Annotated in this window: 16 protein-coding genes; 2 read left to right on the top strand and 14 right to left on the bottom strand. The window is 37.5% G+C overall.

Going from position 1 to position 21988, the window contains the following annotated elements:
• Window positions 1-99: 99 nt before the first annotated feature.
• Together FDO66_RS13555 and FDO66_RS13550 are read right to left on the bottom strand one after the other, a co-directional pair.
• Window positions 100-1749: a 2-hydroxyglutaryl-CoA dehydratase gene (locus FDO66_RS13555; RefSeq protein WP_141433201.1), complete on the bottom strand. Its 1650-nt coding sequence runs from the start codon at window positions 1747-1749 to the stop codon at window positions 100-102.
• Window positions 1750-1881: 132 nt separating this feature from the next.
• The gene (locus tag FDO66_RS13550) at window positions 1882-5370 is read right to left on the bottom strand and encodes a BadF/BadG/BcrA/BcrD ATPase family protein (protein ID WP_141433200.1); all 3489 of its coding nucleotides are present in this window, start codon (window positions 5368-5370) and stop codon (window positions 1882-1884) included.
• A gap of 216 nt (window positions 5371-5586) precedes the next feature.
• Between FDO66_RS13550 and FDO66_RS13545 the strand changes: the two genes are divergently transcribed.
• Window positions 5587-7002, top strand: coding sequence for a glycoside hydrolase family 18 protein (locus FDO66_RS13545; protein ID WP_141433199.1), 1416 nt, complete (start codon window positions 5587-5589; stop codon window positions 7000-7002).
• 71 nt (window positions 7003-7073) lie between these two features.
• On the opposite strand, the gene FDO66_RS13540 is transcribed toward FDO66_RS13545, so the two are convergent.
• The 12 genes from FDO66_RS13540 to FDO66_RS13485 form a co-directional block, all read right to left on the bottom strand.
• Entirely contained in the window at window positions 7074-7535 is a 462-nt protein-coding gene (locus FDO66_RS13540; RefSeq protein WP_141433198.1) for a 2-thiouracil desulfurase family protein, read from the bottom strand.
• A gap of 346 nt (window positions 7536-7881) precedes the next feature.
• Window positions 7882-9261 (bottom strand): ethanolamine permease, encoded by a 1380-nt coding sequence (gene eat, locus FDO66_RS13535; protein ID WP_141433197.1) that lies wholly within the window; start codon window positions 9259-9261, stop codon window positions 7882-7884.
• Between the two features lie 14 nt (window positions 9262-9275).
• On the bottom strand, window positions 9276-9989 hold the full coding sequence (gene eutC, locus FDO66_RS13530) for an ethanolamine ammonia-lyase subunit EutC (protein WP_141433196.1): 714 nt from the start codon (window positions 9987-9989) through the stop codon (window positions 9276-9278).
• A 17-nt stretch (window positions 9990-10006) separates the two neighbouring features.
• The gene (locus FDO66_RS13525; protein ID WP_141433195.1) at window positions 10007-11377 is read right to left on the bottom strand and encodes an ethanolamine ammonia-lyase subunit EutB; all 1371 of its coding nucleotides are present in this window, start codon (window positions 11375-11377) and stop codon (window positions 10007-10009) included.
• A gap of 169 nt (window positions 11378-11546) precedes the next feature.
• The gene (locus tag FDO66_RS13520; protein WP_141433194.1) at window positions 11547-12986 is read right to left on the bottom strand and encodes an ethanolamine ammonia-lyase reactivating factor EutA; all 1440 of its coding nucleotides are present in this window, start codon (window positions 12984-12986) and stop codon (window positions 11547-11549) included.
• Between the two features lie 90 nt (window positions 12987-13076).
• Complete coding sequence (locus FDO66_RS13515; RefSeq protein WP_141433193.1) at window positions 13077-13649, bottom strand: ANTAR domain-containing response regulator; 573 nt, start codon at window positions 13647-13649, stop codon at window positions 13077-13079.
• On the bottom strand, window positions 13649-14725 hold the full coding sequence (locus tag FDO66_RS13510) for a sensor histidine kinase (RefSeq protein WP_141433192.1): 1077 nt from the start codon (window positions 14723-14725) through the stop codon (window positions 13649-13651). The genes FDO66_RS13515 and FDO66_RS13510 overlap by 1 nt, the downstream gene beginning before the upstream one ends.
• Before the next feature lie 222 nt (window positions 14726-14947).
• A complete protein-coding gene (locus FDO66_RS13505; protein ID WP_141433191.1) occupies window positions 14948-16123 on the bottom strand; it encodes a mannitol-1-phosphate 5-dehydrogenase in 1176 nt (391 codons plus the stop codon).
• Window position 16124: 1 nt separating this feature from the next.
• The gene (locus tag FDO66_RS13500) at window positions 16125-16556 is read right to left on the bottom strand and encodes a PTS mannitol transporter subunit IIA (protein WP_141433190.1); all 432 of its coding nucleotides are present in this window, start codon (window positions 16554-16556) and stop codon (window positions 16125-16127) included.
• A gap of 11 nt (window positions 16557-16567) precedes the next feature.
• Complete coding sequence (locus FDO66_RS13495) at window positions 16568-18649, bottom strand: BglG family transcription antiterminator (protein WP_141433189.1); 2082 nt, start codon at window positions 18647-18649, stop codon at window positions 16568-16570.
• A gap of 49 nt (window positions 18650-18698) precedes the next feature.
• Entirely contained in the window at window positions 18699-20141 is a 1443-nt protein-coding gene (locus FDO66_RS13490; protein WP_141433188.1) for a PTS mannitol transporter subunit IIBC, read from the bottom strand.
• A 133-nt stretch (window positions 20142-20274) separates the two neighbouring features.
• A complete protein-coding gene (locus tag FDO66_RS13485) occupies window positions 20275-21252 on the bottom strand; it encodes an HD domain-containing protein (RefSeq protein WP_141433187.1) in 978 nt (325 codons plus the stop codon).
• An 83-nt stretch (window positions 21253-21335) separates the two neighbouring features.
• On the opposite strand from FDO66_RS13485, the gene FDO66_RS13480 reads away from it, so the two are divergent.
• Window positions 21336-21830, top strand: a complete 495-nt coding sequence (locus FDO66_RS13480; RefSeq protein WP_141433186.1) for a GNAT family N-acetyltransferase — start codon at window positions 21336-21338, stop codon at window positions 21828-21830.
• Window positions 21831-21988: the final 158 nt, after the last annotated feature.

The following is a 21988-nucleotide window of genomic DNA, read 5'->3' as shown; positions in this document are numbered from 1 at the left end:
AATTAGAAATGATAAAATCATAAAAAAAGAAAAAAGACAAGAAATCGCTTCTTGTCTTTAATTTGTACTAGTGATTTATCATTGTTCTCCCAATGAAAATCAAACATATTCCGTTTCTTTTTTGCTTTTAAATAATGAAAAAAGATTGAATACTTTATTGATCCCATAAACGGTGTTTGCCGCTGTACAAGCGACAACATGACGACCTGTTTGTAATGGTTGATTTGCTTTTAATGATCTTTTTGTTTTCAGCTCTTCAATGGTGAACCCTTTTATTGTTAAAGCTTCGTTAAACTCCTTTTGTGCTGCCTGCTTGGCCTTAAACAGCATCATTTGAATTCTGCTGTGTACGTTAATCGCCCCATCTCCCGTTGTTTCAATTGGGAGGAAAATGGCTTCTGGGTAGCGCTCCGTAATCAATGATTGAACACCGTCCGAAACACCTGATGAAGGCATACATCCAAACGGTTTAACCGAAACCGTCATGTTCACTTTTCGTTTTATAACATTCAGAATGAGCTTGCCAACCTCCATATGGCCCTCCCCGCCTCTTAGATGGTTGTTATAATGAGTGTGCGCGACCTTAGCAATCTCATCCATATTAGGTAAGTGATAGTCACGAAGGCCAATGGCTTTGGCATATGTTTGAAACAGGATTCGTACCGTACGATCTGCTAATTGTAGCATTTTGAGACGAAGGTAAGGATTTTTTCCTTCTAGCCCTTTTCGCCCAGAATCAGCTTTTCGTAAATCCATGCGTTGGAGCGTATCATAACGTCCTTCCCAAATTAAAAATAAAGTCCATGCTGTAACAGATTGAACTTCGACTTCGGCTCCTTCACTTTCTAAAAATTGCTGTAATCGATAGTTTCCTTCCCCTTCAGTTGTCATTGCCCAAAATTCACCAATAATACTTACCTTTGGTTTAACGAGGGTACGATTCACTTGAACTTTTTGAAGCTCCTTCCGGCATCGATATAATACGGGAAGCAACGATTTACGTTTACTAAAAGCATCATATAAATATTTCTTGCAACGTTCTAAAGCAGCATTTGTTGAACCCTCCTCAACCTCATAAGGGCGAATACGATAACCAAGTGCATTTAAAATATCACCGATTAAAACAGCTTTTAAAAAGGTCATAAAAAAGGAGCTGTCTAATTTTAGCGCTGATTCTTCTCCTGTAGCTTGTTTTAACCCGCTTTGCTGCTGGAATAAAAGCACGCGAAAACCGTCAAAACCTGCATCACGCAATGCTTTACGATATTCAGTCACATACGTGCCAAAACGGCATGGTCCACAGGAGCCGCTTGTTATAAAGAGATAGCTGCGAACAATTTCTTCTTTTGATTTTCCTTCTACATCACGAAGATGGGTAAGATATTTAATCAAATTTCCGACAGTAAAATAAGTTGGGTTGCATTGACCCCTATTTCCAAATTCCTTCCCGTAGCGTAACGAATCATTATCCGGGCAATCCATATGCTTCACATGATATCCTAATCCATTAAGAGCCCCTTCCACTAAAAAGTCGTGTGCCATCGTAAGCCCTCCAAAAAGGATGGTTGTTGAAGCTTTATCCTTTGCAAAAAACTGGCGTGGAACAGGATCAAACCATTGATTTTTTGTTTGATTTAATCCTAATTCAGCTTCCTGTTCTTTTTTAAATCGATTCAATTCTTCCTCAAATAATTGTTCTACATTTACTTTATTATCCAAACCAACGGAATTTTCTTTTACTGATTTCATGATGTATCAACTCCTTTATGATCTTTTAGGGATAAGACCCCAGCCTTTAAGCAATACACAGATGGATTTTTTTAATCAGGTGAAGTAGAGTCTTCACCTGATTCCTCTTGTTTTTAGCTTCCTGTAACGAGTTTACTCAGATATAGCTTTTTTTCTGCTTGACTGTTCATGATCCGATTCACTTAACCATTCACGTCGTTTATTCTCAATCATTCTTTCTAGCTCTTTCTTTTTATTTGCTAAATCTTGCAGACGTTCTTCATGCAGACCAAGACTATGGGCATACGTTTTTACACGAATTTTAATCGAGCCGCTCGGCTTATTTGCATCAATATCATGAAGAGCGGAATAAGGTGTACCAGCCGTTGAAATGATCGAGTCAATTAATCCGTAAGTCGGCGCATCATGTCCACATTTAAAGCTGGATAAATCAACGACCGCCACATTCGGATGACGAGCGGCAAATTTAGCAGCCCATACTTTCTGTACGCTGTTAGAGCTAAAATTTTCAGGCCATACATCCGTTACTTCTAATGCATAATCCACCCTTTTGCTTTCTAAATCACTTTGAAAAAAGCGGCGCAGCCATACTTCATCCTTTGGAATAGAGCGCATTGATAGAATCGGATATCCAAGCACTTGAAACTCGTCTAAAATTCCATGATTAAGACCTGGATCTGAATGATATGGACGTCCAATCATCAAAATGCCAAGGCGATTTTCTTCTTCCAGCTGCTCTAAGATCATTTTTCCTTTTTCCTGCATTTCTTGATCGAAAAGATGCATCGCCTTCCATGCTTCGTCTGCTGCAAAATTACTCTCATCCTCCGTTATTTGCAAGTAATCTTTAAACGACTCAAATAATTGTTTTTTCTGCATATTTTGCTCTGTGAAGGTAACAGCTGGATCAAAATAAGTGATATCTCTTGCTTTAAAAAAGTCTGTTTCTTTTGTAAAAGCTGCTTTAATCACATTAGGAGCACCTGCTACAATTGGACAGCTGGAGGAATCCATTACATTGTTCAAATGAGTAGGAATATGCGTGATGCACGGGAAAAAGATCGCATGTAACGGTCTTTTTTCACTATGCTTTTTAAATAGCAAATTGTGAATATGTGCTTGCGCTACTTTTGATGGATAACATGGATCGATCGAGCCGTATTTTCCTCCTTCCTGCCACATTTCTTCACTTGTATCATCACTAAAGACAATATTCTTTGTCTGGATGCCAAGCGTTTCAAAATAAGTCCGCCAAAAAGGAGCAGTTGACCAAATGTTCAGTACCTTCGGAATTCCGATCCGAATTTGTTTACGCCATTCAATTGCTTCATTTGAAGATCGCTCGAACGAACGAGTATATTTCATTTTTCGTGTACCAAGACCGAGCAGCCCTGACTTTACCTGTACATCTTCAATCTTATGTTCAGTATCCGGCATTGGAGCAGTATCATAGAAGTGCTGATACATACGGCGTGCCTCATATTCAACGAGATTAGGATATTGCTTTTTCAATTGGTTGCGGTCCTTTGTTAACAGGAGCATCGCTTCCTTATCTTCTACTGTCCCCTTTTCACAGCTAAAGCCAGAAATATAACGAGCCGTTTGGCCTTCAGGGGTTGAAGTATCAATAAATGTTCGACTGCAGTTATTCGGACAGAAATTACAGCGTGTTGACTCATCATTTCTAGATGTATAACGAACGCCAATCGCAGAATCCAGCCCAAGAAACGTTGAATAGCCTCGCCGTTTTACAACACGGATTGTTTCCATTGCTGCTCCAATGGCTCCGGCTTCACCTGTATGAGGATGAACATATACTTCAGCATCTGGAACCCGTTCCTTAATATAATCCACTTGCGCTTTTACAGCGGCAAGATTATGCTGCGTTCCGCCTTGCAGGACAAATTTACGGCCTAGCTCAGCCATCCGCGGTATTTGTACGACATACTGCCAAACATTTTTCGGTAATACTAACGCTAATCCAGCTAACAGTTCTTCTTTTGCATATCCTTCCTTTTGGAAATTAACTCGATCTGAATCAAGAAAGACAGCACAGCCATAAGAAAATTTCGGAGACAGATCAGCCTTAAAGGCGGTTTCGGCATATTCTTGAATCGGGATGCCAAATTGGTCAGCCATCGCTTGTAAAAGCATTCCATTCCCCGCTGAACATTGGTTGGATAATCTAAAATTACGAATATCTTTATTTTTAAGAAAGAGGACCTTTATATCTTGACCTCCAATATCACATATCACGTCCACGTCACCAAAATAATGAACAGCACTCATCATATGAGCAACCGTTTCAACGATATTGACATCTGCTTTTAATGTTTTCTCGAGAACATCTGCTGCATATCCCGTTGCACCAAACCCCTTGATTTCAAGTACCGCTCCAGCTGCGTGTACCTTTTCACGAATACGTCCAAGAAGCTCCTTCGTATCTTGAATGGGGTTTCCTTTTGATAATTGATATTCCTTCAAAATAATTTCGCCATCCATGTTAACTAATACAGCTTTTGATGAGGTAGAACCCCCATCGATGCCAATTACCGCTCGGATTGTTTCGCCTTGCCCGAAACGAGCTGGGGTAAACTTAGGAATACTGTATTGACGCCTGAACTGCTCTAATTCTTCAACATTTTTGACAAGTGGAGCCCCTGCTTTTTCTCCAAGCTTTGCCTTTCTTCCATGCGTGATAAATGTTTTCAAATCTTCGAGTCCAGTGTAAGCACCAACCCCTTGAGGTTCATACATGCCATACATAACAGCACCATAGGCTGCATAGTATTGAGCATTTTCTGGAATGAAAATTAATTCATCAAGCGGAACATCCTTTGGATAATCGTACCCCCGCTGTTCCCATGATTCCGGGATTCGTTTCCTCCAGCATTGCTGCAGGAAAGGCAAATATGTATTAGGTCCTCCTAACAATAAAACCTTATGTCGCAGCGTATTTCCGCGCGTTAATACAGAAAGATTTTGCATTACAATTGCATCGGCTAAGGAACACATTATTTCAGAGGACGGAATGCTGCTTTTTACAAGGTTTACAATATCCGTTTCTGCAAATACGCCGCATTTTGCTGCTACATGATGAAGCTTAGAATCATCAAACTCAAGCTTTGCCACTTCGTCTTCCGGCAATCCGACTTTAATCATACACTTATCAATCGTGGCCCCCGTACCGGAAGCACATTTGTCATTCATCGAAGTCGTAGCTTGCTTATCTCCTGTTTCTTCGTTTTCTTTAAAAATAATGATTTTGGCGTCTTGTCCTCCAAGCTCAATCACACTGCCAACATCCGGATGAAGTTGTTCCACTGCCATCGTAACAGCATTAACTTCTTGAACGAATTTTGCTCCGATATGTTCAGCAATAGGACCCCCACCTGATCCAGTAATAAAGACGCGTAAATTTTCTTTCTTTGTATCAGAAAATTCCTTGCCAATACGAACCAAAAATTCTAACACCTTTTCAGCTTGTTTCGTATGGTGCCTTTGATAATCTGACCAAAGAATTTCTTTGTTTCGCGGATTCACCACTGTTGCTTTAACAGTCGTTGAGCCAACGTCAATTCCGATAAATAAAGAATCATTACCTTGGATCCTACCCCTCAAAAAATCACATCCTTACCATATAAATTTACAAGGTTTAGTATATTTATTAAGTTAACAATATATACATAGTGAAAAGCCTTTTGTTTTTGAATCATACATAAAATTACTATTCTTACATTTATGATAAACCTTGAGAGACGATAAAATTAATAAAATATGTGTCAAATTCGCTGAATACAGTATAAAGAAGCAAAGTTTGCGAGGGGGACCACAACAATGCAAATTCATGTCGTGCAAAGAGGAGAAAATTTATGGGTGATTTCACAGCGATACGGCATTAACATGAACCAAATTTCAGCAGCTAATGAATTGGATAATCCTAATGTTCTAGTTGTTGGTCAGGCACTTGTCATTCCAACTCCTTATCAAACCTATATTGTTCAGCGAGGAGATACTCTTTATGCTATAGCCAGAAGATTTGGTACTACCGTTCAAGCTATTGCAGCAGCAAATCAGATTACCGACCCGTCCTTCCTTTATATCGGGCAAGTATTAACCATTCCTGTTTTATTCCACACGGTTCAAGCTGGAGATACTTTATGGTCGATTGCCAGGCGTTATGGTACAACGGTAGATTCGCTTATACGAGAAAATCAGTTGACTGCTGCTGGCTTGATTTACGTAGGGCAAGTATTAAGAATCCCCGAAAGAACGAAACCTGTAAAAGAGATAAACGCTTATTCGACAAGCATGACCGAAGCTGGGCGGCAGGAGGTTATACGCTTAGGAAGATATTTTACGTATTTAACCCCTTTTTCATATCATGTGAAAGAGGACGGTTCTATTACCACTTTGAATGATGAAGCTTTAATAGCCGCTGCAAAAACGCAAAGAGCAGCCCCACTTCTTGTTTTAACAAACTTTTCTGAAAATGAATTCAGCTCTGATTTAGCTGCTGCTATTCTTCGTAACCCATCACGTCAAGAAACGCTCATTACAAACATCCTAAACACGATAAAAGCAAAAGGGTATACTGGGTTAAATATTGATTTTGAATACGTATATCCACAGGATCGTGAAAATTACAATTCATTTCTCAGACGTGTCGTTTCCCGTCTGCGTCCAGAAGGACTTTCTGTTTCAACTGCATTAGCACCTAAAATTAGTGCAGACCAAAAAGGTTTATTATATGAGGCTCATGATTACAAAACGCAAGGGGAAATTGTCGATTTCATCGTATTGATGACATATGAATGGGGATGGGCTGGTGGCCGTCCATGGGCGATAGCTCCAATCAATGAAGTGCGGCGTGTGTTAGATTATGCAGTCACGGATATCCCACGCAATAAAATAATGATGGGAATGTCGCTTTATGGGAGAGATTGGAAGATTCCGTGGGTTCAGGGTACTTTCGCACGAACTGTCAGCCCTCAGGCAGCGATCCGACTAGCTGCAAAATATGGTGCAAATATTCAGTATCATGAAACGTATCAATCGCCATTTTTCCGTTACACAGATGAAAACGGACAGCAGCATGAAGTATGGTTTGAAGATGCACGCAGCGTTCAGGTGAAATTTGATACAGTAAAGGAATACGGTCTTCGCGGGGTAAGCTATTGGGTATTAGGAAACCCATTCCCGCAAAATTGGCTTGTACAAGATTGGAATTTTACGACTAGGAAATTACTATAGTGCATAACATAAAGAGGGTATCCCAAAAAGTGCCCTCTTTAAACTAGTATTAAAAAATACAAAATCTAATATTAAAGAGAAAATAACTGATCTAATTCATTCTCAGATATGACTTTATATCCTTCTCTTCTAAGCAAAGCGGCTGTTACACCTTCTCCTGATTCTTTTTGATTTAAAAAGCTCCCATCATAAATCATTTGACTGCCGCACGAAGGGCTGAACTCTTTTAAGACAACGCATGTGGCTCCTAATTGTTTAGCAAGCTCCAACGTTTTGTAGGCACCTTTTAAATATAAGTCGGTTACATCAGTTCCTGATTTACTAAAGATTCGTGCTTTTCCTGTTAGAACATCCTTCCCAGTCCCGCCTACTATTTCAGCAGGCTCACGCGGTGTAGAAAATCCTCCGAGGAGTTCTGGACAAACCATCATCGCTTTCTCCTGCTTTACCAACTCTTGTATCTTTTCTACTAATTTATGAGTGCCATTATATCGGCATTCTACCCCTGCTAAGCATGAACTTACTAAGATCATGAGTATTCATCCTTTAATTAGTTTTGACTAAATCCATCGTATCCTATTTCTGAAAAGAAATCTAATTAATGAGTAAAAAAAGCGGTAAGCGTCCTACTATTTCTGAAGGATAAAATTCTGTTTGTGACCTGAAAAAATGGCCTTCATTTAGGTTCCGAAGGACAAAATTCAGTATATAAGCTAAAGAAAGGTCCTTCATTTGGGTTCTGAAGAACAAAATTCAGTATGTGAGCTGAAAAAAATTATGCTTTCTTATCATTTAAAAAACCTGGCAAGGAAGGTGTTTTTTTACCTTTCTTGCCAGGTTAACTAGATCATAAAACTAAGGAAAAAGCGGGACAGCGACTTATTTTTCTACCGGTTCTTCACTTGAAACCATAAAAGACTCAATTCTAGATAATGGCTGAATTTGTTTTGTTCCGTACACAAGATAATACAATATTGACACGATAAAAATAACTCCAATGACAATCGTTAATGATACATCCATTCCAAAAATGGATAAGGAAGTGGTAAAGACACTGTATCTGACTATACTGTACAGACAGATTAAACCAAGGATAAGTGCAATCCCTGGAACAATTGGATAAGTCACTTTAAATGGACGTTCCAGATTCGGTTCTTTTTTACGTAATATAAAAAGCGAGATCATACTTATGCAATACATTAATACAGCACCAAAAACAGATAAAATAATTAAGGCGTTTGCAAAAGAAGCAGAACCTGCACAGATGACAGCAATTGCACCCGGCACTAATAGCCCCCAAACTGGTACACCTTTTTTATTGACTTTCGCTAGCACACGCGGGAAATAACCTTCCCTTGCCAAAGCGTAAGTTTGTCTAGAGTAGCCTAAAATGATTCCGTGCAAGCTAGCAATTAAACCAAATAAACCAATAATGGCTACAATGGTTGGGATTATACTTCCATCCCCATATACAGATGTTAATGCTTGTGGCAATGGGTAATCAGCCGGCTTCCCGCTTCCCCCTCCTAGACCTGCTGTTACAAATAGTGTAAACAAGGTTGCGATGGCTAAAGTTAAGATTCCGCTAATAAATCCTTTTGGGATATCTTTCTTTGGATTCTCTACTTCTTCCGCTGCCATAGCACCGCCCTCAATGGCTAAATAAAACCAAATAGCAAAAGGTATGGCTGCAAGAATCCCTGTCCAGCCGTTGACATATGAAGCATCATTAAAAATATTGTCCATTTTAATATGCGGCAATCCCATTACATAATAAATAGCTAAACCAATTAAGGCTAAAATCGTTGCAATTAATTCAATTACTGCTGCTTCTTTAACCCCAATTAAATTAATTAAAATAAAAAAGATAAACACGCCAACAGTTGCATAAACCGGATTAATGGCAGGAATTAAAAAGTGGAGATAAGCCCCTGTTGAAACCGCAATCGCTGGAGGAGCAAAAACAAATTCCAACAAACAAGCAATTCCTGCAATAAAGCCACCGAAAGGTCCTAAGGCACGTCTCGCATACGCGGACGGTCCTCCAGCGTGAGGAATAGAAGTTGACAGCTCCGAATAGCTAAAAATAAACGTCGTATAAAAAACTGTAACGATAATGGAAGCAATGGCTAAGCCAATAATACCGCCTTGCTCGAACCCATAATTCCAGCCAAAATATTGACCGGATATGACCATCCCAACCGCAATCGCCCATAAATGAATCGGCTTTAAATGTTTTTTCAGCTCATTTGTTTGCATGATTCTCTTCCCCCTTAAATGATTAAGCTTACGCCGCTTGTTTTTTGTGCAAGCATTTGACTAATAATCGTTCCCATATGAGCAGCTGCCTCAATGGGCGGTGTGCCTCTTCGATGAATATTTGAAATAACCATTCGATCAGATTCTTTTGTCCCCTTTCTCGGCTTATAACACATATAAGCGCTAAGAGAATGAGCACAGACTAGACCAGGTCGTTCGCCTATCAAAAGGATAAACGCTTCTGGTTTTAATATTTCTCCGATTGCGTCCATACACCCTACTCTTCCTCCTTTAACAAAGAAAGGAGTTCCTGCCTTTAATCCATATGATTCTAGTGAATCTAGTAAAGCGGGATATACATCCATGATATTTTCTTCAATCGCATTGGCACTCAACCCATCTGAAACAACAATTTGGACTTGCGGATTTTGAATACAACGTTCTTTAATGATTGTTTTTCCCTTTTCTGATAATATTCTCCCTTGATCAGGTCGCTTTAAATACCTTTCTTTTGTTTCATAACAAGTTTCAATTGAAAATAGGTTTAACTGTTGTAATAAGTCATGGGACACTTCTCCATATACAGTATCAACAGCTGCCGCATGATCAACCCGAAATGATAAGTAGTCTTTCGTAAGAGGTCTTGTGCCTGTTCTGCCAACACCAATTCGAGCGGGTGTAAATTTCTTCAGGTACAATAATGGATCCATTTCCTCAATCTCGCTCATGCCTTATCCCTCCAAACTCATGCTTTTGTTAAAAATAAAGTAGGATCACCAGCAAACTTAGTTAACTTCCCCCCTTCTGTAATCCCTTGTTTTTCAAGCCATTGTGCGAATTCTGGGGCAGCACTTAAACGAGAAATACTTCTTAATGTAGCAATATCATGGTAGCTTAACGATTGATAATTCAGCATACAATCGTCTGCCATTGGTACACCAATTACAAAATTCACCCCGGCTGAGGTTAATAGCATACTAAGATTGTCCATATCATTTTGGTCTGCTTTCATATGATTCGTGTAGCAAACATCTACCCCCATCGGCAAGCCATGCATTTTCCCCATAAAATGGTCTTCAAGCCCTGCACGAATCACTTGCTTGCTATCATACAAATATTCAGGGCCAATAAATCCAACAACAGTATTTAACATAAAGGGGTGATAGTGTCTTGCAAGCCCGTAGCATCTGGACTCTAACGTTACTTGATCAATACCAAAATGTGCCTCAGCAGATAATTCGGATCCTTGACCTGTTTCAAAATACCAACGATTAGGACCGACTGCTGTTCCTTTTTCACGAATTATCTCTGATGCTTCATTGAGCAAAGAAACAGAGATTCCAAATGATTCATTCCCTGCTTGTGTACCAGCTAGGCTTTGAAAAATAAGATCAGCAGGAGCTCCTTTTTCGATTGCTCTCATTTGACTTGTAACATGGGATAACACGCAGTTTTGTGTTGGAATTGCAAATTGGTTGATTACATCCTTCGTTTCACACAATAGACCATAAATGTTATCAGTCGTATCAATAACCGGATTTATACCAATCACGGCATCCCCTACTCCGTAGCTCAAAGCTTCATACAAGGATGCACGCATTCCTTGTAAATGATCAGATGGATGGTTTGGCTGTGCTCGTGAAGCCAACACTCCTTTTTGACCTATTTTTGTTTGGCAATGAGTAATAACCTTTATTTTGGAAGCAGCTTGAATTAAATCCAGATTGGACATAATTTTTGCAGCAGCGGCAATCATTTCACTTGTTAACCCTTTGCTGAGCTGTAAAAGGTCAATGCCGTTTTGTTCGTTATTTAAAATAAATTCTCTTAAGTCAGCCACTGTCCAGTTTTTAACTGCTTCATAAACGTTTTCATCTATATCTTCCTCAATGATTCGTGAAACTTCATCCTGTTCCGGAGGAAGCAATGGATGATTTCGAATTTCTGCTAAAGTTAAGTCCGCTAATACAATCTTTGCTGCCATCCGCTCTTTCATATTTTCAGCACTAATACCCGCAAGCTGATCACCTGAACGCTCTTCATTCGCTTTCGCCATGATTTCTTTTAAACTATTAAACTGATAGGTGCTTCCTAATAAATTTGTTTTCTTATGCATTCTTATCACCTTTCCTGTATTAGCAAACCACTATTTATAAAAGGCTATCTTAAATAACTTTGTTGATTTTTGAATCATTTAGCAGGATCTTCATGAAGCTACGCTTCAAGGCGTGGGAAACACGGTTTCCCACGAATGATTCAAAAATCGCTTTTATCAACAGAACTCTTTAAAAAGCCAAGGTTTTAATCGAGATCGAAATAGCCTCTTTTGCAACGGGCAAACCCAAATCAATATAATCTCCATATGTGAAATCAACTTGATCGACACAAATAACGTGAAGTCGCTGTTGGCTTCTTTTCGCTAAAGCTTGACCTAACGCCTTTGCCATATCATTTTCACAAATGACCACCAGTTTGCTTGCATCTGGAAAATAAGTTTTAAACTGATCATAGAGCGACTGAGCCAAGCTCTGCAGCATTATATAGGTACAATATTTTATGGATGATAAAGCAACCGCAAATGGAGGATCCTGTTTCTCGTCATATAGTTTCTTTGCTTGAATCATGGCATTCTGTAAACGAAAGTGAAAAGACTCGCTGTCCCATTTTCCGTGTTCTTCTACAGATACGGTTACCAGCGGAATATTTTTGAGCGGTAAAAGAGACTCATCCACATAGACGGTTGCACCGCTTACCTCCGTATTTTGCATTCCGGCTCCAATGACAGTAGCTCTTGTTGTTTCAGCTGCTTTTTTTATATGCACAATATACTTTTGAACAGCTTCCTTTAATGTAGAAGCAAGTAACGGTCCCATATCTCCATATTTTGTAACTTCCTTTATTTGACTCGTCTGTTCATTCATCATTTGACCAATTCCACCTGAAATAAGGATTTCATCTATTGGATAATTGGACCCAGCAGGTGGCTCAAACAACAATAATTGGGCATCAAATTGTGGTGAACCAATAAGATAAGAAAGCATACTTTCGTTCATGCATAAAGTTAATTCTTTAAGCTCTTCATAAGTAACAATACCTCCTATTTGCAGATTGAAATGATTGGTCTTTAGCCAAGGCTTAATATGCTTTGAAATGTATTGGATTTCACCATCCTCTTTTAGCCGGATAAGCCTTCCTCCAATATGGAAGGTAAATGTTTGAATGGCTCTTCCATGTTGAAATAATGCAACATTTGCTGTACCTCCGCCAATATCTACATTGGCCACAATTCCTTCCGTTTTTTTAGAGCGCTGCATCGCTCCTGAGCCTTTACCTGCTAAAATCCCTTCTAAATTAGCCCCTGCTGTGGCTACGACAAAATCGCCAGCACGATCCGCTAAATAATGAATGATCGTTTGTGCGTTCTCTTTTTGAGCAGTTTCTCCCGTAATGATCACTGCTCCAGCTTTAACATCCTTCAAGCTAATACAAGACCTTTCATACTCCTTAGTTAATAACTTAGCCAATTGATCCATATCAATTTCAAATTCATTCTTTAAAGGTGTTGTATAAATAGGACTAGCATATATGATTTTACGGTCAACGATTTGACATTTTGGAAGACTAAATCGATCTCCCTGTTCCCCAATATGCAAGTGACTGACAATGAATTTTGTCGTGCTAGTTCCTATATCAAGGCCAATACTTGTAATCCAATGATCCGCCATAACTCCCTCCCAAAACATAAAAAGCGCCTTGAACCAGCACTATTCTATTTACTAGAAGAGGGCTGGTTCAAAGCGCCGTTGCTTTATCATTTATGAACTTGTTTGTTGGATAATCTTCTCCGCGATCTTAGCCAAAGGCATTTGCCTTTTCATGCTTGCTTTCTGCATCAAATGGTAGGCTTGTTCCTCACTGCAATTTCGCCGCTTCATCAGCAAGCCTTTTGCTTTTTCAATTGTTTTTCGCTCAGCCATTTTCTGTTCCAAATGACCAATTTTATTTTGCAAGAGCAGAAATTGTTCACGTTGATTCAAGGTAATTTCAACAGCTGGCAGTAATTCTCTTTCTTTAATGGGTTTAACTAAATAAGCGTTGACATTTGCTTTTTTTGCTTCTTCTACAAGATCTTGGTGACTATAAGCAGTAAGAAGGATAATAGCACAATCCGAAAAACCTTTAATAATCGAAGCGGCTTTAATCCCATCCACTCGAGGCATTTTAACATCCATTATCATTAAATCAGGTTTCAATAAATGAGCTTTTTCTATCGCTTCTTCACCATTTTTTCCTTCTCCTACGACATGATAGCCATTACCTTCAAGCATTTCTTTCATATCGAGCCTTGTGATCGGCTCATCGTCTACGATTATAATTTTGTATTTCATTACATCACCTTATCTATGACCGGAAAAGTGATGGACACCTTTGTCCCTCTTTCAGAAATAAAAAATGATAGAATTCCCTGTAATTCTTCTTCAACCAGTAATTCAACAAGTTGTAATCCTAAAGAAGACTTTTCATGGGAGATAACCTCTTCATTCATTCCAATGCCATCATCAGTAACTGTAATAGTCGCCATTTGTTTTCGGCAATTAACATATATATCAATCTTTCCTTTATTACAAGAAAATGCATGCTTGATACTGTTTTGAATTAATTCATTTACAATTAATGCAACAGAAGTCGCTCGATTCGATGGCAAAAAAAGTGAATCTCCATAAGTCGAAACCGCAATACTCTGTCCTGGGATAATGGATGATGAGAACAAATCAGCAATTTGCTTAATTACAAATTTCACATCTACTTCTTCTATCCCATTTTGTGCTAAATAGTCGTGTATCATGGCCATGCTAGAAATTCTGGATATGCTGTCACGAAAGACTTCTGCAACATCCTCAGAAGAAGAACGCCGCATTTGCAAGCGGAGTAAACTAGAAATTATTTGTAAATTATTTTTCACTCTATGATGAATCTCTTGAATTACGATGGATTGAATAGCGTGTTTTTTTTCTATACTATTTTCATTTTTCATCAATTTTGTAACTTTTTGCTGTGTCTGAATGACTGATGAAATATCACGCTCTTTGATCAAAACAGCAAACGTGAATCCTAATGAGTCGGTAATGGGGACTATATCTTGTTGAATGACAACATATTCTTGAGATATTCCTCTTGATCCAATAACAGGCTTCCCTGTTTTTAAGCTAAATAAAACTCCCGGCTCAGCTTCTTCATACGCAATTTGCCCGAGTACACTATTTTTATACAATGATTGTGTTGTGGTCGGATTTGCTTCAGCGACAACAATAGCTGCATTACCTTCTGGCAAGAGACAATCAATAAAAATATCAGATTGAGAAATATCTGCAATTAACTGGAGATTTTTTGAGAGATTGATAATAGTATCACATTGCTCATTTGAAAGACTTGTCACTTTATTTAAGTTTAAAATTCCTTCCATGATGCATTTCTTCCTCTCATAGCTTCTAAAGGAATTTATTTAATAGTTTTTAACAAATATTCATAATCTTTCGACTTAATATACCATAAAAAATTTTTCCAATCAAAAAACCTGTAAGATTATCTAACGTATTTTTTGAAATCATTTATAGGTAGATATTTGCAAGAGAAACATGGCAACTCTCATACAAATAAATACTGTCAATAGGAAAAAGCACACCACTTAACCTAAGCGGTATGCTTCATCTGTATCATAAAGTGTTTTATAAGTCTTTATAACTTCTTCTACTAACATATGATCAGGATCCAGTTTTGCTATGTCACAATAGGCTTTTCTTACCCCTTTTATTTTAATTCGTTCATATAAGGTGATAGACTCCTGATCACTTTCTGTTTGGAATGCAAGTGCCGCAGCAATTACCTGTACGAGATGGACAGGAACTTGATGAAAGGCAGCCATATATTCTAGTGCAGGTGCAACTAAACGATCCTTCTGACCTAACTTTCGTATTGGCGACCTGCCAACTCTTATAACATGGTCAACAATATGATGATTAGAAAATCTACCAATAATTTTTTCAATGTAACCAAAATGCTTTTCTTCATGAAATTGATATTTCGAAATAAGGAGCCGACCCGTTTCTTTTAAGGCGCCTAATACCACTTGCTTGATCTGATCATTTTCGATAGCCTCAGAAATGGTATGAAAATCATTTACATACCCCAAATAAGCCGTAGCTGCATGCCCTGTATTAACTGTAAATAACTTTCGTTCAATATAAGCCTGAAGATTTTGTACAAAAAGTACGTCCTTTAATGCAGGCTGTTTTCCTACTATTTCGGTTCGATCAATAACCCATTCATAAAAAGGTTCGACGAAAACATCTAATTTATTTTCATTATTTTGATTAGGGACAATTCGATCCACAGCTGAGTTTGGAAAACCAACATATTCACTTGCCCAATCTTGTTCCTCTTTATTTAAATGATTCATCACAAACCCTTTCAACTGACTGCTTCCGCCAATCATATTTTCACAAGCTATAATATTAATCGAAGAACCATGAATGTCTTTCCTTTTTTTCAGCCCTTCCGCAATGAGTGGAGCAATAAAAGGAAGAATACTAGGTCCTACTGCTGTAGTGATAAGATCTCCTGTTGCAATCGCTTGGACAACACTTTCTGGATTTTTTTTGCTGTTCAGTCCGTTAAACCCTTGAACAAGGAATTCTTCTTTTTGCTCATTTGCCAAAATTACCCTGTAGTCATTTTTTTTATTCAATTCATCAATTAAATCGTCATGAATATCTACAAAATTAATTTCATAGCCAGATTGATGCAACAATAGTCCGATAAACCCTCTTCCGATATTCCCAGCGCCAAAATGAACAGCTCTCACGTCAGTTCACCCCATTTAGAAGATTCATAATTTCCTCTTCTGTCTGAGCATGAACAAGCTTCTCCACATTTTCTACTTCTGAGCAAACAATGGCAATCTGTGATAGCAGATCTAAATGTTCATTGTTTTTCCCTGCGATCCCAATTAGAAGCTTTACGATATTTCCTTGACCAAAGTCCACACCATCTGGAACCTGTACGATGGATAATCCAGATTGCAATATGGAGGATTTTCCTTCATCGGTACCATGGGGAATCGCAAGATAGTTACCCATAAAGGTAGTAGCTAGCTCTTCTCTTTTTAACATTTCATGAATATATGATTCTTCTACATAACCTTGTTTGACTAATAGTTCTCCTGTTAATTTAATTGCTTCTAATTTATTGATAATTTGTTGATTTAATAGAATGTTTTCTTTTGCTAATAAGGACATAATAGAACCTCCTAATTTTTATAAGAAAAATGATGTGCAAATTGTTCTGTAATAAATTGAGTTAAACGCTTTTGGTAAGCCTTTTCAAAAATATGCATGCTTTGCTGATTTTGAATGATAAGGGAGCTAATAAAGCTTAATACTTCTAAAACATGACTATTTTTTTCTTCAGGTGCCAGCATTAACAAGATTCTTTCAACCTCTATCGTTTGATCGTCCATTGACTTGATCATCATTGGAGCCTCAAGATCAATGACGTTAAAAACCGGTTTACAAACATACGCATTTCTTGCATGAAAAAGTGCCAGCCTCGTTCCAGGAATTCCAAGTCCACCTAATTTTTCTCTTCGTAAAAGAGCATCTACACTTCCATTGATACTGCCAATCATTTTCTTTTCAAAAAGCTTTTGACTGACAGCATAAAGAACACTTTCTACACTTTCTCCCCTACCCATTTGATAAAAATCCAAGGAATCTAATAACTCAATGATCAATTTTGATTGAATTGTAAATGTTTTGAAGTCTTCATATTCAATAGCTGCTTGACCTTCCTCTTCTTCTTTGTGAGTTCCAATAAAAGTCTCACCTTTGACTTGAAAATAAGACTTTAGCTTTTCTAATTCTTCATCTATTAATATTGGGCTTACGAGTAAATACTCTCTTTCCATTCCTTCAATAGGTATGGTAGAAAGAATGAAATCAAAAAGATCTAATGAAATATTCTTTAAGTCAAAGACGGAAACGTTTTTAATTTCAGCTTTTGGAATATGCTGTTTTATTTTCGCAGCAAGCATTTTGGAAGTTCCAATCCCGCTCGAGCATATAATTAACACTTTTAACTTTTTCGTTAATGGCTGCATATTAATCGACGAGCCAAAATGAAGGACAAGATAACCAATTTCTTCATCTGGTACATCTATATTTGGCAATGTAAGCTCGACCGCTTTTTTTACAAACTGATAAAGCTCTATATAGTCCTTTTTAATATTTAAAAGCAATGGATTTGTAATTCTCATATTTTGTTTGATGCGAAATAATGCTGGCTGGAGATGAGCTTTTAACCCTTGAAACAAAGATATATCTTGTTTCAGACTGATATTTGCCAATTTCTCAACATTTTCAATAAGCTGCTGAGCAATTATAGAGGTTTCTACATTTTCTTCGAAAAAACCAAGCTCTGTTTCAAAACGAATTTTCGCTCCAGATAGATGCATTGTGATATAGCCGATTTCCTCATCTGGAATCATTAATTGAAAGGTTTCTTGAAGCTTCTCGCCAACTTCTTTTGCAAATGAAAATTCTTTTAATAATCTTAACTGTGATAAAAGTTCGTCTTCTACCTTCAAAAATTGCCCCCTTTGAATTCTTTCAATGAGAAGAGCAAGATGGACAACAAGTCCTACATAAGAGCTATCAGCCAATGGATAAGGCAATCGTTCATTGATTTGACCAACAATTTTTTCGATATTTAATAGCTTTTCATGATGAATAAGATTTAATAATCTTTTGGAGATCACATCTGTTTGATCTAATGATCGTTTTTGAATATATTCTTGAACGACTTTTAAAAATTCTGGAACATCAAAGCGATCCGCAATTAATTTTCGAATCGCTTTTCTCTTCGATTCTTCTGATCCATACAGTTCAATCCCGTACCCTCTCCTTCTAATAAGTATTAAGTTTAATTGATGAAGGTAGGATTCTAGCTTATCTAAATCGTGGCTGACTGTAGCTATTGTGACACCGAGATCATCGGCTAAAGTTAAAAGCTTTACTGGTTCTTGTTGATCTAATAAAGTACTTAAAATGATCATCAATCGTTCATTAGGTGTGTATTCAGGAGAGTCAGTTAAAATAGATCGATTTAATTGAATAAACTCACTTGCATTCCCCATGATCTTAAGACCAAAGCCTGATTTTTTTACTAGCTGGAGATGAAACTTTTTCAGAAAGTCTTCAATATTATTTAAATCTCGATGGATCGTTCTCTCACTAACGCCTATTTGAGCAGCAATTTCTTTTACAGTAGCCTCCTTGCCTATATGTGTCGTTAAAAAGTGAATAATTTGGCGTTCTCTTGCTGAAACCATCATTAGCTTCAACTCGTTTCAAAAGATTTTAATTAAGATCCAAATTGAATTACTAGATCGCTTTTTCTTGTTTTAATTGGCTAACAATTTCATCGTATTTTGGGCTATTTAAAAAATTATCTACAGAAACGTGATAAGTATGCGGCAATTTGGCTTTAGCACGATCTGTTAAGTCTTTGTGGGTAATGACAATATCTGCATCATAGGGCAGGTTATTAATAGATTTATTTATTACCTCAACGCCGTCTATTTGTGCATTTTTTACTTTATTTCTTAAGATGGATGCACCCATCGCACTTGATCCCATTCCAGCATCACAAGCGAAGATAATTTTTTGTACATGTTGAAATGAAATTTTCTTATTCGTTTCATAGGCTGTACTTCCTGTTAAAACCTCACCGACAGAGCTTTTCTTTCCTTTTAAGGATTCCATTTTTTCTGTTGCTGATGTTAGGTCCGCTTCTTTTTTACTAGATTTATGAATAAGTGTTGCAACGGTAAATGATACTGTTGCTGATACTAGCACACCTGCAATGACCCCTAAATATCCTCCTCTTGGAGTCATAGCCATTAAAGCAAAGATACTTCCCGGGGATGGAACCGCTACCAATCCAGCGTGAAAAATAGTAAATGTAAAGACACCGCTAATCCCACCTGCGATGACAGCCAATAACATGAGTGGTTTCATAAGGATATATGGGAAGTAGATTTCATGAATACCACCTAAAAAATGAATAATCGCAGCACCCGGTGCGGTTTGTTTCGCAGTCCCTTTTCCAAATAACCAATAAGCTAGCAAGATCCCTAATCCTGGACCAGGGTTCGTTTCTAATAAGAAAAGGATGGATTGACCTGTTTTAGCTGCTTGCTCGATCCCTACAGGACTTAAGATTCCATGATTTATGGCATTGTTTAAAAATAATACTTTTGCAGGTTCTATGAAAATACTTGCTAATGGCAGTAATCCAGCATTTACAATCACTTCAACTCCACTGGCAAGTGTTTTATTTAACCCTAATACAACTGGTCCAATTCCTTTAAAAGCTAATAGAGTTAGGATAGCGGCCAAAATACCGGCTGAAAAATTATTGACGAGCATTTCAAAACCAGATTTTATTCTATTTTGTAATAAACCATCTAGTTTCTTAATCAGATACCCTCCAAGAGGTCCCATAATCATGGCTCCTAAAAACATCGGGATATCTGAACCGACGATAACCCCCATTGTTGCTGTTGCACCGACAACTCCTCCGCGGATATCATAGATCATTTTCCCGCCCGTATATCCAATTAATAGTGGCAATAAATAAGTAATCATTGGACCAACAAGCTTTGCTAAATCTTCATTTGGCAGCCAGCCTGTTGGAATAAATAAAGCTGTAATAATCCCCCAAGCAATAAACGCTCCAATATTTGGCATAATCATTCCACTTAAATAACTGCCAAATCGCTGGATCTTTACACGAAAATCGATTTTTTTATTTACTTTCTCCATTTTTGTTACCCCCTTTGTTATCTTATCTTCATTATAAAGCGCTTACATTTTTGAGATCAATGAAAAGTAAACACAATTTTGACACATTTATTGTTGACAACATTTAAATTGCACTCTTGATGAATGCTCGCCATTATGTACCAATTATTTTAATGTAAATCCCCTCAGTTGCCTTACTTGTAGCCTTTTGTGTCATTTCATAAATGTTCTTTGATAATAGGGAGGATCGCACGAGCTTCCCTTCATTCCAAATGGAAGGATCGATAAGACGCACCTTGTTTTTCCTATGAATATCAAAGTTCATTTTGCTTTCTTCCAAATGGATTTCTCCATGAAGCTGATTTAATGTATGTTGAAGTTCCTTGTTTGTTGAAGATTGCAAAATCATCATAAGTTCATCATCCGTTTTTAGAAAATCTTGTTCAGCTATAATCCCTTTTTTTGAAGCGATTTTTAAGGCTTTAGCTAACACATCATAGCTATAAATATTTAACGGGTCCATAAAAAAATCAATTACTTCTTTATAATAGGTTTTAACAAACCACTCAGCTAAACTTAGATCATTTATATAGATTTTCCCTTCAATCGCGATCAAATGGGCTAAAAATTCTTCAACCTCTTTTTTAGAGATATGGCCATATGTATACATATCTCGAAGGGTATAATCGATTCGGTCAACACACAGTTCAGGTGCAGACTGCTCAAGTAACGTCCATTTTGCAGGATTAAAGAGAATCTCTCTATAATAAAAGCCATGCCATTCCAAAATTCTAGGAAGCTCTGATTCTGTTATGACCTTTTGATAGATTTTTTCATGATAATCTTCTTCTCTATTCTCCATAACAAAATCGATTACATGCGAAAAAGCAGTATGAGAAATATCATGGAGCAGTCCTGCTATCTGCTCTTCAATAGTTCCCCCTAATCTTTTAATTAGAAGCATTACACCAATAGAATGCTCATACCTCGTTACATTCCATTTCGGATTCACTAAATAGCTCGCCCCACCTTGACGAATTTTCTTTAATCGTTGAACTGGAGCTGAGTTGATTAAATCTTCAATAACTTTATCAACTTTAAATTCTCCATATATTGCATCTGAAATGATCATCGTATCACCCTTTCTACAAACTTACTTTACTCTGTTAATGATATTATAAAAGAAGTATATTCTAATATAAAAAGGAGCTCGCCATGATCAGGAAAATACAATTATCAGACGCTTATTCATTTCTACAATTGTGCAAGCAGCTTGATCGAGAATCCAAGTTTATGATGTACGAGCCTGAAGAAAGAAAAGCAACGGAGGATCAGCAAAAAAATTTTATCGATTCACTTTTAAAAGAAGATCAATCTATTATTTTTGTCTGTGAAGTAAACGGGCAATTAGTAGGGCATTTAACCGCTATTCGACAAAACTTACATAGAATTCAGCACAGTGCTTATATCGTAATTGGAATCTTAAAGGAGTTTACAGGGAAAGGTAATGGGACAAAGCTCTTTGAACAATTAGAACAATGGGTTTTTTCGAAAAAACTACATCGGTTAGAGTTAACTGTTATGGCTCATAATAAAGCAGCCATTGCCCTCTATAAAAAAATGGGCTTTGAAATTGAAGGAACAAAAAAGCATTCTTTAGTGGTAGATGGACAATTTGTAGATGAGTATTATATGGCAAAGCTTCTTTAATCTTTTTATAAAATGGGCTTATTCTATAACGACTTTGTACTGAATATAGTAAAATAAGATGGTGAAAAAGTTTTTGTTATGTGGTAGTGTCAAAAGTTCTATGAAAAAACAGATTTTTGTTCAAGCTAATGCCAAAAGAAGTTTTCTGACCGCCACAA

The sequence above is a fragment of the Bacillus sp. 03113 genome (assembly GCF_006546985.1).
Lineage (GTDB): Bacteria > Bacillota > Bacilli > Bacillales > Cytobacillaceae > VATK01.
Note: the sequence above shows the minus strand (reverse complement) of the source record. Positions and strands in the feature narration are given on the sequence as shown.

Bases quoted from the DNA above. Each gene is read 5' to 3' on its own strand.
- FDO66_RS13510 (WP_141433192.1), bottom strand. From the start codon at position 14,725: ATGGAAGGAATTTTAAACTTAAATAAAGTGACAAGTCTTTCAAATGAG.
- FDO66_RS13480 (WP_141433186.1), top strand. From the start codon at position 21,336: ATGATCAGGAAAATACAATTATCAGACGCTTATTCATTTCTACAATTG.
- FDO66_RS13545 (WP_141433199.1), top strand. From the start codon at position 5,587: ATGCAAATTCATGTCGTGCAAAGAGGAGAAAATTTATGGGTGATTTCA.
- eutC (WP_141433196.1), bottom strand. From the start codon at position 9,989: ATGAGCGAGATTGAGGAAATGGATCCATTATTGTACCTGAAGAAATTT.
- FDO66_RS13515 (WP_141433193.1), bottom strand. From the start codon at position 13,649: ATGAAATACAAAATTATAATCGTAGACGATGAGCCGATCACAAGGCTC.
- FDO66_RS13520 (WP_141433194.1), bottom strand. From the start codon at position 12,986: ATGGCGGATCATTGGATTACAAGTATTGGCCTTGATATAGGAACTAGC.
- FDO66_RS13490 (WP_141433188.1), bottom strand. From the start codon at position 20,141: ATGGAGAAAGTAAATAAAAAAATCGATTTTCGTGTAAAGATCCAGCGA.
- FDO66_RS13525 (WP_141433195.1), bottom strand. From the start codon at position 11,377: ATGCATAAGAAAACAAATTTATTAGGAAGCACCTATCAGTTTAATAGT.
- FDO66_RS13540 (WP_141433198.1), bottom strand. From the start codon at position 7,535: ATGATCTTAGTAAGTTCATGCTTAGCAGGGGTAGAATGCCGATATAAT.
- FDO66_RS13485 (WP_141433187.1), bottom strand. From the start codon at position 21,252: ATGATCATTTCAGATGCAATATATGGAGAATTTAAAGTTGATAAAGTT.
- FDO66_RS13555 (WP_141433201.1), bottom strand. From the start codon at position 1,749: ATGAAATCAGTAAAAGAAAATTCCGTTGGTTTGGATAATAAAGTAAAT.
- eat (WP_141433197.1), bottom strand. From the start codon at position 9,261: ATGCAAACAAATGAGCTGAAAAAACATTTAAAGCCGATTCATTTATGG.
- FDO66_RS13495 (WP_141433189.1), bottom strand. From the start codon at position 18,649: ATGATGGTTTCAGCAAGAGAACGCCAAATTATTCACTTTTTAACGACA.
- FDO66_RS13500 (WP_141433190.1), bottom strand. From the start codon at position 16,556: ATGTCCTTATTAGCAAAAGAAAACATTCTATTAAATCAACAAATTATC.